The organism is Mucilaginibacter angelicae, from assembly GCF_042434235.1.
Classification (GTDB): domain Bacteria; phylum Bacteroidota; class Bacteroidia; order Sphingobacteriales; family Sphingobacteriaceae; genus Mucilaginibacter; species Mucilaginibacter angelicae.
The window spans coordinates 211,925-227,639 of sequence record NZ_JBHLTS010000024.1 but is presented as its reverse complement, the minus strand read 5'-3'; the positions used below and the strand labels follow the sequence as shown (position 1 = coordinate 227,639).

The 15,715-nt window shown below is 41.5% G+C and carries 11 protein-coding genes; 8 read left to right on the top strand and 3 right to left on the bottom strand.

Annotated features, from left to right (window positions below; genetic code table 11):
- Nucleotides 1–59 precede the first annotated feature (59 nt).
- Nucleotides 60–3,335: a TonB-dependent receptor gene (locus tag ACFFGT_RS18960; protein ID WP_377024097.1), complete on the top strand. Its 3,276-nt coding sequence runs from the start codon at nucleotides 60–62 to the stop codon at nucleotides 3,333–3,335.
- 76 nt (nucleotides 3,336–3,411) lie between these two features.
- Here ACFFGT_RS18960 and ACFFGT_RS18955 read toward each other — a convergent pair whose 3' ends face one another.
- The 3 genes from ACFFGT_RS18955 to ACFFGT_RS18945 form a co-directional block, all read right to left on the bottom strand.
- The gene (locus ACFFGT_RS18955; protein WP_377024096.1) at nucleotides 3,412–4,107 is read right to left on the bottom strand and encodes a response regulator transcription factor; all 696 of its coding nucleotides are present in this window, start codon (nucleotides 4,105–4,107) and stop codon (nucleotides 3,412–3,414) included.
- Nucleotides 4,100–5,803 carry a sensor histidine kinase gene (locus tag ACFFGT_RS18950; RefSeq protein WP_377024095.1) on the bottom strand — a complete coding sequence of 568 codons (1,704 nt, stop codon included), beginning with the start codon at nucleotides 5,801–5,803 and terminating at the stop codon, nucleotides 4,100–4,102. The genes ACFFGT_RS18955 and ACFFGT_RS18950 overlap by 8 nt, the downstream gene beginning before the upstream one ends.
- Nucleotides 5,804–5,962: 159 nt before the next feature.
- Nucleotides 5,963–7,717 (bottom strand): bifunctional lysophospholipid acyltransferase family protein/GNAT family N-acetyltransferase, encoded by a 1,755-nt coding sequence (locus ACFFGT_RS18945; RefSeq protein ID WP_377024094.1) that lies wholly within the window; start codon nucleotides 7,715–7,717, stop codon nucleotides 5,963–5,965.
- A gap of 74 nt (nucleotides 7,718–7,791) precedes the next feature.
- On the opposite strand from ACFFGT_RS18945, the gene ACFFGT_RS18940 reads away from it, so the two are divergent.
- From ACFFGT_RS18940 to ACFFGT_RS18910, 7 genes are all read left to right on the top strand, one after another.
- Nucleotides 7,792–8,661: a ComEA family DNA-binding protein gene (locus ACFFGT_RS18940; RefSeq protein ID WP_377024093.1), complete on the top strand. Its 870-nt coding sequence runs from the start codon at nucleotides 7,792–7,794 to the stop codon at nucleotides 8,659–8,661.
- Complete coding sequence (locus ACFFGT_RS18935) at nucleotides 8,658–9,185, top strand: adenine phosphoribosyltransferase (RefSeq protein ID WP_377024092.1); 528 nt, start codon at nucleotides 8,658–8,660, stop codon at nucleotides 9,183–9,185. Before ACFFGT_RS18940 ends, ACFFGT_RS18935 begins: the two co-directional genes overlap by 4 nt.
- 215 nt (nucleotides 9,186–9,400) lie before the next feature.
- Entirely contained in the window at nucleotides 9,401–9,700 is a 300-nt protein-coding gene (locus ACFFGT_RS18930; protein ID WP_377024091.1) for a hypothetical protein, read from the top strand.
- Nucleotides 9,701–9,702: 2 nt separating this feature from the next.
- Nucleotides 9,703–9,843, top strand: a complete 141-nt coding sequence (locus tag ACFFGT_RS18925; RefSeq protein ID WP_377024090.1) for a hypothetical protein — start codon at nucleotides 9,703–9,705, stop codon at nucleotides 9,841–9,843.
- Nucleotides 9,844–10,089: 246 nt separating this feature from the next.
- The gene (locus tag ACFFGT_RS18920) at nucleotides 10,090–11,271 is read left to right on the top strand and encodes an acyl-CoA dehydrogenase (RefSeq protein WP_377024089.1); all 1,182 of its coding nucleotides are present in this window, start codon (nucleotides 10,090–10,092) and stop codon (nucleotides 11,269–11,271) included.
- Nucleotides 11,272–11,409: 138 nt separating this feature from the next.
- Nucleotides 11,410–11,790, top strand: a complete 381-nt coding sequence (locus ACFFGT_RS18915) for a hypothetical protein (protein WP_377024088.1) — start codon at nucleotides 11,410–11,412, stop codon at nucleotides 11,788–11,790.
- 726 nt (nucleotides 11,791–12,516) lie between these two features.
- Nucleotides 12,517–15,705 carry a SusC/RagA family TonB-linked outer membrane protein gene (locus tag ACFFGT_RS18910; RefSeq protein WP_377024087.1) on the top strand — a complete coding sequence of 1,063 codons (3,189 nt, stop codon included), beginning with the start codon at nucleotides 12,517–12,519 and terminating at the stop codon, nucleotides 15,703–15,705.
- Nucleotides 15,706–15,715: the final 10 nt, after the last annotated feature.

The following is a 15,715-nucleotide window of genomic DNA, read 5'->3' as shown; positions in this document are numbered from 1 at the left end:
TCTGTTGTTAATGTAAACTTAACATTGGTAGGGCAATTTTGTGCAATAAAAAATCACAAATGAAAAAGCTCTACTTTATTATTTTAACACTAATAATTATTGGGGTTGGGGGCGTTGCAAACGCTCAGATCACCACCTCGGTACTTAATGGTAAAGTTACAGACCAAAAGGGTGCCACACTTCCGGGTGTAACCATTACTGTACTTAATACCAGCACAGGTACCAGGTATGGTGCACAAACCAACGCCGAAGGCCGCTTCTCGGTTAACAACATTAACCCGGGTGGCCCTTACACTGTAACCGCTACTTTTATCGGTTACAAAAAAGACGAACGCAGCGACCTTACCCTTCAGTTAGGTAACGCTACTTTAAACTTTGTATTGCAGGACGAAACTACTACCCTGCAGGAAGTTAAAGTAAAAGCATCTGCAGGCCCGGCTAAAACAGGTGCAAGTACCCGTATCGGTCAAAATCAGATCCGTACTGCTCCATCAATTAACCGCAGCTTACAGGATTTAACAAGGAACACCCCTCAAAGCAATAACAACTCGTTTCAGGGTACCAACTACCGTTACAATAACGTAACGCTTGACGGTGCTATCAATAACGACGCGATTGGTTTCAGCCCATCATTAGGTGGTCAGAACAATGCTTCAGGTCAGGTAGGTAGCAGCACACGTACAAGCCCTATATCGCTTGACGCTATCCAGGATATCCAGGTTTATGTTGCTCCTTACGATATCAAAATTGGTAACGTATTGGGTGGTAGTATCAACGCTGTAACCCGTAGCGGTACAAATGATTTTTCAGGTGCTGTTTATGGTTACGGCCGTGGCGCGTTCCTGGTAGGTAACAACAATGCCCCTGCTGCTTCAGGTGGTGATGGTTCAAAATTGCCATCTACTTTTCATGATTATCAAACCGGTATCCGTTTAGGTTTCCCGATAATCAAAAACAAATTATTCTTCTTCACCAACGAAGAAATAGCACGCCGTGTTGACCCGGTTATCGCCGGTGCAGGTACAGCAGGTTCAGCTAATATCCTGACCCTTTCTGATGCACAGGCAATCGCTAAAAAATTCAGCGATGCAGGCTTAAACGCCGGTACTTATGATAATACTTCAATTTTTTCAAATTCAAACAAATTCTTTAACCGTTTGGATTGGAACATTGATGATCATAACCAGTTAACTATCCGTAACAATACCATTACTTCAAAAGCAACTAACTTAGAGCGTGATCAGCAAAACTTCCGCTTTGGTGGTATTGACTATACATCACATAACAACTCAACTTCAACAGTTGCCGAGTTAAAATCAAGGTTTTCAAACAGCTTAAGTAATAGCCTGGTATTAGGTTACTCAAGCGTTCATGATTACCGCGATCCAAATTCAAACCCTGCTTTACCGCAAATCGAGATCACAGGTAACACGCCAGGTACAACCATATTTGTTGGTACCGACCGTGAGGCTGCCATTTTTGATATGCACCAAAAAACTGCTGAGTTTACCGATAACTTAACCTTCACAAAAGGAAGGCATACATTTACTTTCGGTACACACAACGAGTTTTATGATATCACTTACAACTTTGTTAACGCATGGAATGGCCGTGACGCATTTAAAAGCGTTGCCGATTTCTTAGCTGATAAGCCTTCACGTGTACGTGCTAACTTTAACTATACTAATAACACCCGCGACTATATCTTAGCTAATCCATCGGCTAAATTTAAAGTTAACCTGTTTAGCTTATATGGTCAGGACGAAATTCAGATCACTGATAACTTTAAGTTAACTGCTGCTCTTCGTGTAGATTATGCTGATGTACCTAACAAACAGCCTTTAAGCTCAAAAACTACAAATGCGCCGGTTGATCCTAACTATGGTGCATCATTTACCTATACCAAACCAAAAGATATCAAACAAAACTATCTTGGTAACGCAGAGTTTAACCCTCGTGTATCATTTAATTATGATGCATTGGGTGACCAAAGCGTTATCCTGCGTGGTGGTAGTGGTTTCTTCACCGGCCGTGTTCCTTTTGCGTGGTTCGGTTATTCATTCTACAACAATGGTGTTACTTACGGTGCATATGACAACAAAACCCCTCCGGCAGGTGTAAGTGTTGTTCAGGCCCCGAATATTGGTGGTGCCGGTTATGTTAAAGACAGGGGCGTTAACATCAATGACCCTAATGGTGCAACCCAGGTTGACTTAATTGACAATAACTTCAAAATGCCGCAAGTATGGAGAAGCAGCTTAGCTGTTGATTATTCAACTGATAACCAATGGAAATTTACTGTAGAAGGTATCTATACCAAAGTTATCCACGATTTAAAGTTCCAACAGGTAAATACTACCGATCAGTCAACTTTCTATCCTTACGATACTCAGCACCAACAGCCAATTTTCATCAATACAAAAGTAAATTCATTATATACCAATGCTTATTTACTTTCAAACACAAGCCAGGGTTACCGTTACAGTGCTACAGCACAGGTTGCTAAATTAACCCAGTTTGATGCACAAAGCGCCTTAAACTTCTCAGTTGCTTATACTTTTGGCCATTCAAAAGATGTTACCAACGGTATCCGTAACTCTATGGAGTCAAACTGGCAGCTTAACCAGGCTTTAAATCCAAATAACCCTGGTTTGGCTAACTCAAACTTTGATATCCGTAACCGCATCGTATCAAACGTTAACTTCAAACATGATTGGGATGGAGAGCATAACTATACTGCTAACTTTACCTTCTTCTTCAGCGCACAATCAGGTAACCCATATACCTATGGTTTTTACCCGAATGCTATCGACGGAACCGGTCAGCAAGTTAGTTTAGCTTATATCCCTAACAGGGGCGAAACTGTTAAGTTCTTCCAGGACCTGCCAGCTTCAGGAACTGCTCCTGCTCAGACAGCAGCACAACAGGCAGCAAAATTTGATGCATTTATTGATGCAGACAAATACCTGAGCACCCGTCGTGGTCAGTTTACTCAGCGTAACGCCGCGTTCACTCCATGGAACAATGATCTTGACTTCCGTTTCACTCAGGACTTTAAATTTGGTTCAGGTAAGCATAAACAGATGATCACATTTACTTATGACATCATCAACCTTACCAACCTGTTGAGCAAAAACTGGGGCCGTTATTACTTCTCAGCAAATACGTATAACTCAACCTCAAGCGTTGGTTTAACACCAAAAACTACGCCTTCATATGCCAATGCAGCAACTACATACCCAACTTATACTTTCCAGAATCCTGGAGTACCGTATTCAGTTGACTTGTTTACTTCAAGGTGGCAAATGCAATTTGGTTTACGTTACAGCTGGTAATTGTAAAACAAAATATAGCTAATAAAAACGCCTCCGATGTTAATCGGGGGCGTTTTTTGTTTTTTGGAAATATGTTTTACCAAACAAGTTTATATCCGACGCTGCGTATGGTGATGATCTGTACATTAGGATCGGCTTTTAAATGGCCCCGGAGTTTGTTGATAAACACATCAAGGCTGCGGGCGTTAAAAAAACTATCATCGCCCCAGATATCATCAAGCAGCATTTTCCTGGGTATAACTTCATGCCGACTTTTACAAAGCAGTTTCAAGATCTCACTTTCGCGATTGGTTAGCCGCCATGTATTGACGCCTTGCCTTACGGTATTTTTAAGCGGCGTGAAATTGATACTGCCTATCTGATAGTTTTCATTTTCGGGTTTTGGCTTAGGCGTATCCAGCAAACGATTGTTGCTTAAAAGCACTTTTATCCTAACAATCAGCTCTTCCACACTAAACGGCTTTTTCAAATAATCATTGGCCCCCGATTCAAACCCGGCTACAACGTCTTTAGGCTGGGAGCGGGCTGTTAAAAATATGATGGGTGTTATTTTGTCACTATCGCGGATTTTTTTTGCTACCTGGAAACCGTCCATTTTGGGCATCATTACATCAAGCGCCAAAATATCGGGTTTTGAGCTTTGATACTTTTGCAGCGCCTGTTCGCCATTGGCGCATAATATTACTTCAAAGTTGCTTTCTTCCAGGCTTTCGCGTACAATATGAGCCAGTGCCAGCTCGTCTTCTGCTAATAATACGCGGATCTTATTCATTTTTTAGTGGTATGGTGACGGTAAAACTACTGCCTGCGTTAATCTGGCTTTTTACAGCAACGCTGCCGCCATGCGCTTCTACAATATACTTAACATAACTTAACCCAAGCCCGGTACCCTTTACATTATGCAGGTTACCTGTAGGCACGCGATGAAATTTATCAAATACCCGGTTAATGTGCTGGGCAGGTATGCCTATGCCGTTGTCCTTAACAGATATTTGAGCTTGCTTGTCGGCTTTTGATAGTTCTATTTCAATATTGGCCGGCCCATCCGTGTATTTTATGGCGTTATCCAGCAGGTTAACTATTACATTCCTGAAATGGAGTTTATCTGCCTCAATATACTTTATGTTGTTTTTGTTACTGTAATTAATGGTTACGGCCTTATCAGCTTTTAACTTTTCGGTCGATATCGCTTCGTTTATGAGCACATCTATTTCAATTTTTTCTTTTGTTAGTGAGATTTCTTCATTTTCAAAAGCTGCCACATTAAGTGCTTTGGTAACCAGTTCGTTTAAGCGGTTAAGTTCATTGCGCGATGTTTGCAGGTACCGCTGCGTTTTTTCCGGATCATTTAAGCCATTGAATTTTTGAAGCCCTTCTATTGCAACAGTTATAGTGGCAATGGGGGTTTTAAGCTCATGAGTCATGTTGTTGATGAAATCATCTTTTAGTTCGGCGAGCCGCTTTTGCTGATTAATGGTATGGATAATATAATAAAAGCAATAGATGGTAAGCAGAATGAGCAGCATCGAACAGATAAGTGTGATCACCATTCCTTTTATAACAGCAAATTGTACCTGATGAAAAGTGGCCCTGAGAAATAGAGGATTGGAATTATACTGGTTGAAAAGAAGAAACGCGTTGTATCTATAATTATATTCAGTGGTTTCGCTGTAACTTGACGTAGGGCTTTGCGACTGGGTAGGAGTATTTGTTACGGCTATATGAAAAGGAGTATAGATGTGCATTTTGTTAAGTTCGGCAGTATAGTATTTTTTGACCTTCAGGACGGTGGCCTGCCGATAATTAGGCGGCATAGAAAAGGTGGCGTTTTTAAAAATAGAATCATAAGGCAATGGTTTGTTATCCGGGCTTTTTGATGATGCCGGCGGGTGTGGAGGAAATACCGGGATATCGCCAATACTTAGTATAGCAATGATGTAAGATGCTAATTTGGGAGTATAAAAAGCCATTTCAGTTAATACTTGCGGAATGGTAGCTGTATTGCCAACTTGGTGTTTATAGTAGTTGTATATCGGTACGCTTGAATGAACAGGATTGTTTGATAAGGAATGGTGATTAAAGAGCCAGATGTTGAGCAGGGCATTGGCATCGTTTTCTTTATTTGGCGGCGTCACTTTTGCAATTATCGCGTGCGAACGTTTTTGCTTTTTTTGATCGTAAACGGTATCAATAATTTCATTCTGAAAAGAGCGTTTTTGAAGGCGAACGGTATCGATCTTTATGACAACATTAGGATCAGAAAGTCTCCTCACTAAAACTACCCTTATCGAATCAAAATAATCTTTCTTGCAGCTGTCAAGTGCGTGCTGCATGGCTGCATCAATGTTGGCGTCAAAGGTTTTTTTATTTACCTGATAGGCGTTTATGCTCCAATATGTTTGGAAAATAACAATCCCCGTTAGGGATAAGGCAATTAGTATTAATACAGTTTTGAGTTTCTTTTTCATAGTTTGATTTGCTTACGATAAAAGTAAGTTCATCGTAAGCAGGCATGGCGATTTGTTAACATTGCTTAACATTAAATAACCGGCGTTAATAATAATGTACAAAAAATGCCGCCTCAAAATATGAAACGGCATTGATAAGTTTGATGGTAAATTGGGTTGTTACAAATTTTTCCCCAGCTTATCCAATATGTCCTGCGGTACTTTTTCAAGGTCGAGCACCAGGAAACCGTCAAGACAATCGGCAAATTTAGGGTCGATATTGAAGCTGATGATCTTTGCGTTTAGGGCAATATACTGGCGCAGCAGTACCGGAACTTTCATGTTGCGGGTTTCTACTTCTGATATCAGGTTATCGAGGCCTTTAAAGCTATCTTCGCCGGCCATGAGCAGGTCAGTATCAATTTTGGCAAAGTCAACCTTGAATTTTTTGCGCGGTTTAACATACTGCGCCATTTCATGATCAAAATGGTTGCGGTTGATATAATCGACAATAAGCGACTTGGAAAATTTGGAAAAGGAGTTGCTGATACTTACCGGACCGATGAGGTACCGGTACCTTGGGTTATCTATCAGGAATTTCAGGATGCCTTTCCATAGCAGGAATAGCGGCAGCGGTTTGGTTTGATATTCCTTGCGGATCCAGGAACGGCCCAGCTCAAGGCTGCGGCGTAATACCGGCGTAAACTGCGTTTTAAGTTTAAATAGCTCATTTACATAAAATCCTTTTTTGCCCACGCTGTAAAAAATCTCATCGCCTAAACCAATCCGGTAGGCGCCTACTATCATTTTGGCCTCAAAATCCCAGATGAACAGGTGGTGATAGTAAATATCATATTCATCAAGGTCGATACTTTTATTGGTACCCTCACCAACTTCGCGGAACGTGATCTCCCGCAAACGGCCAATCTCCCGGATTACGTTAGGGATGGTTGCCGTTGGTACAATAAATACCTCGTAGTTTTTTTCGGTCCAAACCTTATAGTTTTCGCGCAGTGGCTCAATTTCTTTTTCGAGGATAGCATGATCCATTTCGGGAGCTATATCTTCGGCATCGCGTTTAATTTTAAACAGGTTGCGCGGGTTGAAGATCTTCTTTTCCTCTTCTAAACCAGTACCTAAGGCGTAGGTGCGGGCACGTAAAAAGTTAAGCAGTTTAGTAGTGTTGGTATACTCCGGAATTTCGGTTACATTAATAGGTTTGCCTATACGCAGCTTAATAGTATGCCCATGTTTGTTAAATAGCTCAGACGGTAGCTTGGCTGTACGCAGGGTAGGGTGCAGCAAGCTGAGCAGGTTAAAAAGCAGGCCATTGTTGCCATGAAAATAAATGGGCACTACCGGCACTTTAGCTTTAGCTATGATCTTGCCCACAACAGGATGCCACATGCGATCAGTTACCTGTTTTTGCTCCACCTTAAAGGTTGATACCTCACCGGCGGGGAAAATCCCTATCGGGGTTCCCTGGTTTAACAGTTCGAGCGTGTTTTTTAAACCGCTGATGCTTGATGAATGTTCAACGTTTTCAAAAGGGTTTACGGCTACAAAGTAGTCGGCAAGGTTGGGGATCTTTTTAAGCAGGAAATTGGCCATCAGCTTTGAATCGGGGCGGGCCATGCACAGGATCTTTAGCAGCACCATACCCTCAATACCACCGTAAGGGTGATTGGCTATGGCTATAAAACTACCATCTTTGGGTATGTTGCGCAGTTCGCGCTCGTCAAATTCAATATCAATACCACAACCCTCTAATATAGCATCAACAAACTCAGGGCCTTGCTTTGGCTGTGCCTGGGCAAACAGGTCATTAACCTGGTTTATTTTCATTAGCTCCATCAATAAAGCGGCCAGGCCCGGCATTTTCAACTTATCCAGTTTGGTGGCTTTGGCAAACTCTTCGGTGGTTATAACTTTCATTGTTTATCAGCAGTATGTTTTAACAAATAAATATCCTAAATTTTTATTTAATTTAACCTCAGGAATGTATATAAATGAGGCCGCAAATTAAAAGCTACCTGTCCATCACTAAAAAGGAATGGAACGGAATAGTAGTGTTGATTATTTTAATTGCAATGGTTTTGCTGGCCCCATATGCGTTCCAGGCAAACCGCAAAGATAATACAATAAATTTTAAGGCATTTGATAAAGCGATTGCCGATGCCGATAAAACGGGCGATCTTATAGCAGATGAGAATACGTTTGCAGGTGATCATAGTGCCTCGCCTGCCACGCTCTTTAAATTTAATCCCAACAACTTACCCCTTACCGGCTGGATAAAGCTTGGCCTCACCGAACACCAGGCACAGGTAATTAAACATTATGAAGAAAAGGGCGGACGGTTTTTCACCAAAGGTGATGTGCAAAAAATGTACAGTATTAACCCGGCCGAATACAAACGCCTTGAGCCATACATCAGCCTGCCCGATGGCCCTGCCTATCATGTAAACAAAGCCAAACCAGGCGAAGTGATAGAGATTAACAGTGCCGATTCGGCCAGGCTTACCATGATCAGGGGGATAGGCCCGGCATTTGCCCGGCGCATTGTGCATTATCGTGGGCGGATAGGCGGATTTCACAGTAAGGAACAATTAAAGGAAGTTTATGGTATTGACGAGGAAAAGTATAACCAGATTAAAGACGGTATTACGGTTGATGGGAAACATATTATTAAAGTGAACATTAATACCGCCACATTTAATGAACTCAGGCGTTTCCCTTATCTGAGCTTTAAACAGATGGATGCCATTGTCGCTTACCGCGATGAGCATGGTAATTACAATGCTTTGACCGACCTGAAAAATATTGCCATACTTAATGAAGGAATTTTGCGTAAAATTGGGCCTTATTTAGTTTTCAAATGATAGCTCAGCAAATTAAAGCAGCCATAAGGGATATTCCTGATTTTCCAAAACCAGGAATCATTTTTAAAGATATCACCCCCATACTCAAAAATCCGGAACTGTGCGAAAATATCATTGATGCTTTTGTTGAGCAGCTGCAGGGCACCCGGATTGATGCTGTGGCTGGTATCGAAAGCAGAGGCTTCCTGTTTGGCCTTACGCTGGCTACCAAATTAGGGGTGCCGTTTGTTCCGGTGCGCAAGGCGGGCAAACTGCCTTTCACCATAAAGCAAAAAGCGTATAAGCTGGAGTATGGCACCGCTACTATCGAACTGCATACTGATGCTTTTGAACCTGGTCAGCATATATTACTGCATGACGATTTGTTGGCTACCGGTGGTACAGTAACTGCAGCCAGCGAACTCATCAAAGAAATGGGCGGCGTAGTTGCCGGTTTTTCGTTTGTGGTTGGGCTTGGCTTTTTGAATGGTAAAGAACGGATTACGCCTATTTGCGACAAGCTGGTAGTATTGGCCGATTATTGATAGGTTTATTAGCTGCTCTTTTTTAACGAAAGTTTTAGTGCTAATGAAAATGCCCGCGTTAGGGATGGCAGTGGAAAGCCCACAGCGCGGGTTGGGATTGCGGGCACAGGAAAGGCGAGGACTTGTAACGTACAGCCCGGGCCGCAGGCAACGCTATGAATAAGAAACAGCCTCAATTAAAAAATAAATTTCAAAATTTTTTACCGCTCATTATCATGACTACCTTAGTGATAGCTGGGTTATGGCGGTTAATTGTTGTAGGCAATAGGAACAGGGCTGCAAATTTAAAAGAGATCAATAGTCACTCTGCTTATGGTAAGGGTGTTATTACTAAAATTTTTTATCATAAAGGTCACTCGTTACATGTACAATATACAATAGGTAATGTGACGTACGAACACATTGGCGGCTGGGATGAAAATCTCAAAAACCTTGGCAAAGGCGATTCGGTCAGCTTCAGGTATTCGATAAATAAGCCTGAATTGATTATAACAGAAATGGAAAGCGGGTATTAATTATGGAAATTGAACAGGAAGAAATAGGAGTGCCCGAATGGCAGGCAAATATAGTAAGAGAACGTGCTGAGAATTATAAGAATGACCCAAAGCAGATTCTTGATTTTAATGAAGCGATGGACGATATAGAAGACAATTTATAATGTTTTGTGTTACTATGTGGCCTGTGGTGAAGCAAAATAATTAAAGATGGTGCCTAAACCAATTCCCTGCAAATAATTCCTGAAAAATATTTTCCACTAATTTTACCCTCCTTAAAACTACCCTATTTCAACTAAACCTATAATTCATACCCAATACCAAACCGTTCTTGATTTGCAGGCTTTTATGGGCAAACCAATCTCATTTTTTATACGTTATTTTGTTAATAACCAATTATAAATGTACATATGGATGCTTTGTTAACTGATACCCAGCCAACTGGTGGGTATGATTTTGGTATGAATGAAAATCAGCAAATGGTTGGCCAGATGGCTAAAGACTTTGCCGAACGCTATATTAAACCTCATGTAATGGAATGGGACGAAGCCCAGCATTTCCCTGTAGATTTGTTTAAGCAACTGGGCGAGCTTGGCATGATGGGCGTATTTGTGCCAGAGCAATACGGCGGCTCGGGTTTCGGCTATTTTGAATATGTAACCGTGATAAGCGAGATAGCCAAAGTTTGCGGTGCCATAGGCTTATCGGTTGCTGCCCATAATTCGCTTTGTACAGGACACATCCTGGCCTTTGGTAACGAAGAACAAAAACTCAAATGGCTGCCCAAACTGGCCACTGCCGAATGGCTTGGCGCCTGGGGGCTTACCGAAGCCAATACCGGATCGGACGCGCTGGGCATGAACACTACTGCCGTTTTGGATGGCGATCATTATGTGGTTAACGGTTCCAAAAACTGGATAACCCACGGTAAATCAGGCGATGTGGCCGTGGTGATGGTACGTACAGGTAATAAAGGCGATTCGCACGGAATCTCGGCCCTGGTAATTGAAAAAGGCACACCTGGATTTACGCATGGTAAAAAGGAAAACAAGCTGGGCATGCGCGCTTCTGAAACTACTGAACTTATTTTTGACAATTGCCGGGTGCCTAAAGAAAACTTGCTGGGTATTGAAGGCGAAGGTTTTAAACAAGCCATGAAGGTGCTGGATGGCGGCAGGATTTCGATAGCGGCCCTGTCATTAGGGATAGCCAAGGGCGCTTTTGAGGCAGCAGTTGCATATGCCAAAGAACGCCACCAGTTTGGGCAACCTATTGGTAATTTTCAGGGGATAGCATTTAAACTGGCCGATATGGCTACCGAAATTGAAGCGGCCGAACTACTGGTAATGCAGGCTGCCGATTTAAAAAACAGGCACTTGCCGGTGACTAAACAATCGGCCATGGCCAAATACTTTGCCTCCGAAACGGCGGTGCGTACGGCAACTGAAGCTGTACAGATCTTTGGCGGATATGGATATACCAAGGATTTCCCCGTTGAGAAATTTTACCGTGACGCTAAGCTCTGCACCATAGGTGAGGGGACAAGCGAGATTCAGAAAATAGTGATCAGCAGGGAGGTGTTAAGGGGATAGATAAGGGACAGATTGAGGGGATTTTCTATTAGTAAAAGTTTAGCATCGCTAAACTTTTACTAATGCAAGAATAATTGATTTTATATAATAGAATACGGTTATATTGCTGACAAAAACTATCCCTGAATCTTAAAATAAATGAGATCGTTATTAATTATTCTTGTACTCGCGATTCAACCTACCCAATCGGGATTAATAAATTCAAGCTGGATGTACAAGGTAACCAACACCTGTATCAACACCCTAAAGTTTAAAGCCGGGGGCAAGGTTTACAATTATAATTGTGAGCTGGATTATACGTTTCGCGATACTTACAAAATATCTGCAGACACTGTAACAATTTTTGAAAAGGATGATTCACATTCTGAAGATGGTGGTAAGCCCGATTTTTACCAGGAAAAGTATGTGATACGGGGCAATGCTTTATACGGAATTGGTTACAGTAAGCTCATTCATGGCAAATGGAAAACTACGAAAGTTAAGCCGAGAACAGAAGCAGCATATACCCGGGTCAAATAAAGCATAATACTTAAGCTCCTTAAATTTATCAATGAAAGGTATATTTAAGAATGAAAAAAGCTTACCTCTTAGCCGTATTGATCCTGGTTACATTTCTTGTTCCCGGGTAATGTTAGGTATGGAGTAAAAGCAATTTGGTATAAAAAAAGGAAAGACAGGTTCACAAAAGGCTGAAATAACCAATCTTTTACATTCGCCTATTGTCAAATTAGTGTCATTTAGTCTTCGGTCAGGGGCTGTTTACTTTGGTTTACATCACGTAAATATATTGTTACATTAATTTTTTTTATGTGAAAACATGATTAAAACAATGTTTTTGCTATGTTTTTGAGCCTGAACCTTTACCTCTTCGGCATGTTTTATCGGGCCTCATTTGCCAGTTTCAACACAGTTTTGCAAGCCCTTGCATGCAAATTTCTCTCTTCAAGTTCTCGTTGCAGTTAAATTTATTCTGTTTTGATTTACAGTGGCTTATAAAGCAAATTAGGAAAATGCCTCGCGCATTTTCCTAATTTATAATTAACAATATTAACTGACTTATTACCGGCCGGATCTAATCGGCCATATGGTATTAACGGTCGCAAAGGTAATTTCTTGTTGGATATTTCCTAAAATATTCTCCATGGTTAAATAAGTTTTTGTAAAGGAAATATTACATTCAAATGTCGTTTTATTTTACCCCTGGATATTAAGTTTGTCGGCTTAACTATTAGCTAAATTTTTTCTATGAAAAAACGACTACTACTAATTTTGTGCAGTTTCGTATTTGCTGTAACTCAGCTTTTTGCGCAAAATCACACTGTTACCGGCACGGTAACAGCCAAGGAGGACGGTCTTCCTCTGCCGGGTGTATCGGTTAAAATAAAAGGTACAACAACCGGTACCCAAACTACCGTCGACGGTAAATTTTCACTCAGCGTTTCAAACAGCGCGGTTTTAACATTCAGCTTTATTGGCTACGCTACACAGGATGTTCCTGTTGGCAGTTCAACAAACCTTAAAGTGGTTTTAGAGGCATCAAGCCGCGGACTTAACGAGGTGATTGTAACTGCGTTGGGTATCACAAGGCAGCAAAAATCATTAGGTTACGCTGCGCAGCAGGTAAAGGGTGATGACCTTAGCGTTACCAAACAATCTGACCTTAACACAGCCCTTGCAGGTAAAATTGCAGGTGTACAGGTGTTAGGCGGTTCTGGTGCAAAATTTGGTACATCAACTATCCGTATCCGCGGTATCAACTCATTATCGGGTGGTAACCCAATTTACGTGGTAAATGGTGTTATTACCGATCCAAACGCGGTGAACAATGATGACATCGAATCAGTTTCGGTATTGAAAGGCCCTGCTGCTACTGCCCTTTACGGTCAGCGTGCATCTGAAGGTGCTGTTGTTATCACGCTTAAAAAAGGTTCAAACAAAGGTGTTGGCGTTTCTATTAACCAATCAACTACTTTTGAAAAAGTTTACCAGTTACCGGAGTACCAAAATGAATATGGTGGTGGTACCAGCGTTAAATGGGATACTTACACTTATGACCCCGCTAACGGATCTCCTGCTTCATTCGCTAAATTTAACGGTACAAAAATTTACGATTACGGCGTTGACGAAAGCTGGGGACCTAAAATGGATGGTACGCTTTATGCACCATGGTATTTCTGGGATCCAACAAACCCCGACTTTGGTAAGTTAAAACCATTTGTTCCGCAACCAAACAACGTTCGAGATTTTTACCGCACCGGTGTTACTTTCAATACCAATGCAGCTTTCTCAAAAGCAACGGATGATTATAACCTGAGGGTATCATATACCAATATCGATCGTACCGGTATTACTCCTAACAGCGATCAAAAACGTAATAGCGTAAGCTTAAACGGCGAATTGAAACTTACAAAAAAATTAACTGTAAGCGCTAACGCCAACTTTTCGCAAATCAATTCATTCAATATACCTCAGGAAGGATACGGAACCCAAACTGCCGGCTCTTTCAGTCAGTGGTTTCACAGGGATGTTGAAATTGACAAGCTTAAAAATTACAAAAGGGCTGATGGTACATTTACTTCATGGAACATTACCAGCCCTGATGATTTAACACCTCACTACTGGGATAACCCATATACCGAGGCGTATGAAAATACTTCAAAATCAAACAACAACCGTGTTTACGGTAACTTAACTTTAAGCTACCAGTTTACTAAAGATATCTCTGCATCATTTATCGCAAGAGAAGATTTATTAAACCGCGATGCGAGCGCACAGGTAGGTTCGGGTACGATTAACCCTGATGCTTACTCACAAAACCAGTATACTTACAAAGAAAACAACTATGTAGGTAACGTATCATACAGCCATAACTTTAAAGACCTGTCTGTAAAAGCCGGTGTATACGCCGAAACACGTCAGGACCGTTACACTTATCTTTCTGGTGCAACAGTAGGTGGCTTGGCAATTCCAGACTTGTATACACTAAGCAACTCTGCAAACGCGGCAACATCATTTAGCTATAACGCACTTTCAAGGGTAAACAGTTACTATGGTTATACTTCATTTGGCTATAAAGACTTTTTATACCTTGATTTCAATGCCCGTAATGACAGGTCTTCAACTTTACCGGTAAACCACAACTCATATTGGTACGGCGGTTTGTCGGGTTCATTTGTGTTTACCGAGCTGATGGCTAAAAACGATATCTTAACGTTTGGTAAACTGAGGTTATCAGCAGCTAAGTTAGGTTCTGATGCACCTATTTACTCAACATTTCCAACTTATAACCTAAGTACTACCCCACACGGAAATGATGCTGTGCAAACAGTACCTAATACTTTACCTAATGCAAATTTAACACCAAGTCTTTCAACTTCGTACGAAATTGGTACCGAGTTACATTTTATCAAAGACAGGGTTAAATTTGATTTCAACTACTACACACGTACTACTAAAGATCAGATCTTATCATTACCTGTAAACGGTACAACCGGTTATTCAACAGTTGTTATCAACGCAGGTTCTATCCGTAACAACGGTATCGAGATCAGCCTTGGTGGTACTCCAATCAAATCGAAAGATTTTACCTGGAATGCCGATTTCAATCTTTCATTTAACCGTAACAAAATCGTTTCACTTTATCCTGGTGTAACAAACGTTAAGGTAACTCCTGACGGCCTTGGCGGTTATGGTTTAGCAAGTGGTAACCAGGCTGCAGGTACCCAAAGCTTTGGCTTTGTGGGTTCACCAAGCTTTGGTATCAACGGTTACCTTGGTCAGTCATACGGTCAGATCATTGGTTCTGGTTTTGCCCGCGATGGTAAAGGAAATATTATAATTGGTGCCGACGGCCTTCCTGTAAGGCAGGACAATGTTAACCTTGGCAGCATGTTGCCAAGCTACACAGGCGGTTTTACCAACTCATTTAACTACAAAAACGTGGTACTTGCATTCTCTCTTGATTTTCAGAAAGGCGGCAAATTTGTATCAGTTACCCAGCAAAACCTTAACGGATCTGGCTTAGGTATCGAAACTGTTGGCAACAATGCCAAAGGTAACCCGGTACGTAACCCTGTAGCCGAAGGCGGTGGTACCCTGGTTGCGGGCGTACATGCCGATGGTACCCCGAACACTACTTATGTAGAAACCCGTACCTTATACGAACAGTCATACAGCCAGATCTGGGAAAAATGGACTTATGATGCTTCATACGTTAAATTAAGGGAAGTTAGCATTGGTTATTCGTTCCCTAAAAAGATGTTAGGCAGACTGCCATTCCAAACTGCTTACTTTGGTATTACAACCCAAAACCCATGGATGATCTATTCAAAGGTTAAAGGTGTTGATCCATCGCAACTGCAAACTTCATTTTATGAAGGAGGCCAGTTGCCAAACACCAGAAACTTAGGGTTCAATATTAAGGTAACATTCTAATAAGTTCTTC

Bases quoted from the DNA above. Each gene is read 5' to 3' on its own strand.
- ACFFGT_RS18930 (WP_377024091.1), top strand. From the start codon at position 9,401: ATGACTACCTTAGTGATAGCTGGGTTATGGCGGTTAATTGTTGTAGGC.
- ACFFGT_RS18940 (WP_377024093.1), top strand. From the start codon at position 7,792: ATGAGGCCGCAAATTAAAAGCTACCTGTCCATCACTAAAAAGGAATGG.
- ACFFGT_RS18935 (WP_377024092.1), top strand. From the start codon at position 8,658: ATGATAGCTCAGCAAATTAAAGCAGCCATAAGGGATATTCCTGATTTT.
- ACFFGT_RS18945 (WP_377024094.1), bottom strand. From the start codon at position 7,717: ATGAAAGTTATAACCACCGAAGAGTTTGCCAAAGCCACCAAACTGGAT.
- ACFFGT_RS18950 (WP_377024095.1), bottom strand. From the start codon at position 5,803: ATGAAAAAGAAACTCAAAACTGTATTAATACTAATTGCCTTATCCCTA.
- ACFFGT_RS18915 (WP_377024088.1), top strand. From the start codon at position 11,410: ATGAGATCGTTATTAATTATTCTTGTACTCGCGATTCAACCTACCCAA.
- ACFFGT_RS18910 (WP_377024087.1), top strand. From the start codon at position 12,517: ATGAAAAAACGACTACTACTAATTTTGTGCAGTTTCGTATTTGCTGTA.
- ACFFGT_RS18920 (WP_377024089.1), top strand. From the start codon at position 10,090: ATGGATGCTTTGTTAACTGATACCCAGCCAACTGGTGGGTATGATTTT.
- ACFFGT_RS18960 (WP_377024097.1), top strand. From the start codon at position 60: ATGAAAAAGCTCTACTTTATTATTTTAACACTAATAATTATTGGGGTT.
- ACFFGT_RS18925 (WP_377024090.1), top strand. From the start codon at position 9,703: ATGGAAATTGAACAGGAAGAAATAGGAGTGCCCGAATGGCAGGCAAAT.
- ACFFGT_RS18955 (WP_377024096.1), bottom strand. From the start codon at position 4,107: ATGAATAAGATCCGCGTATTATTAGCAGAAGACGAGCTGGCACTGGCT.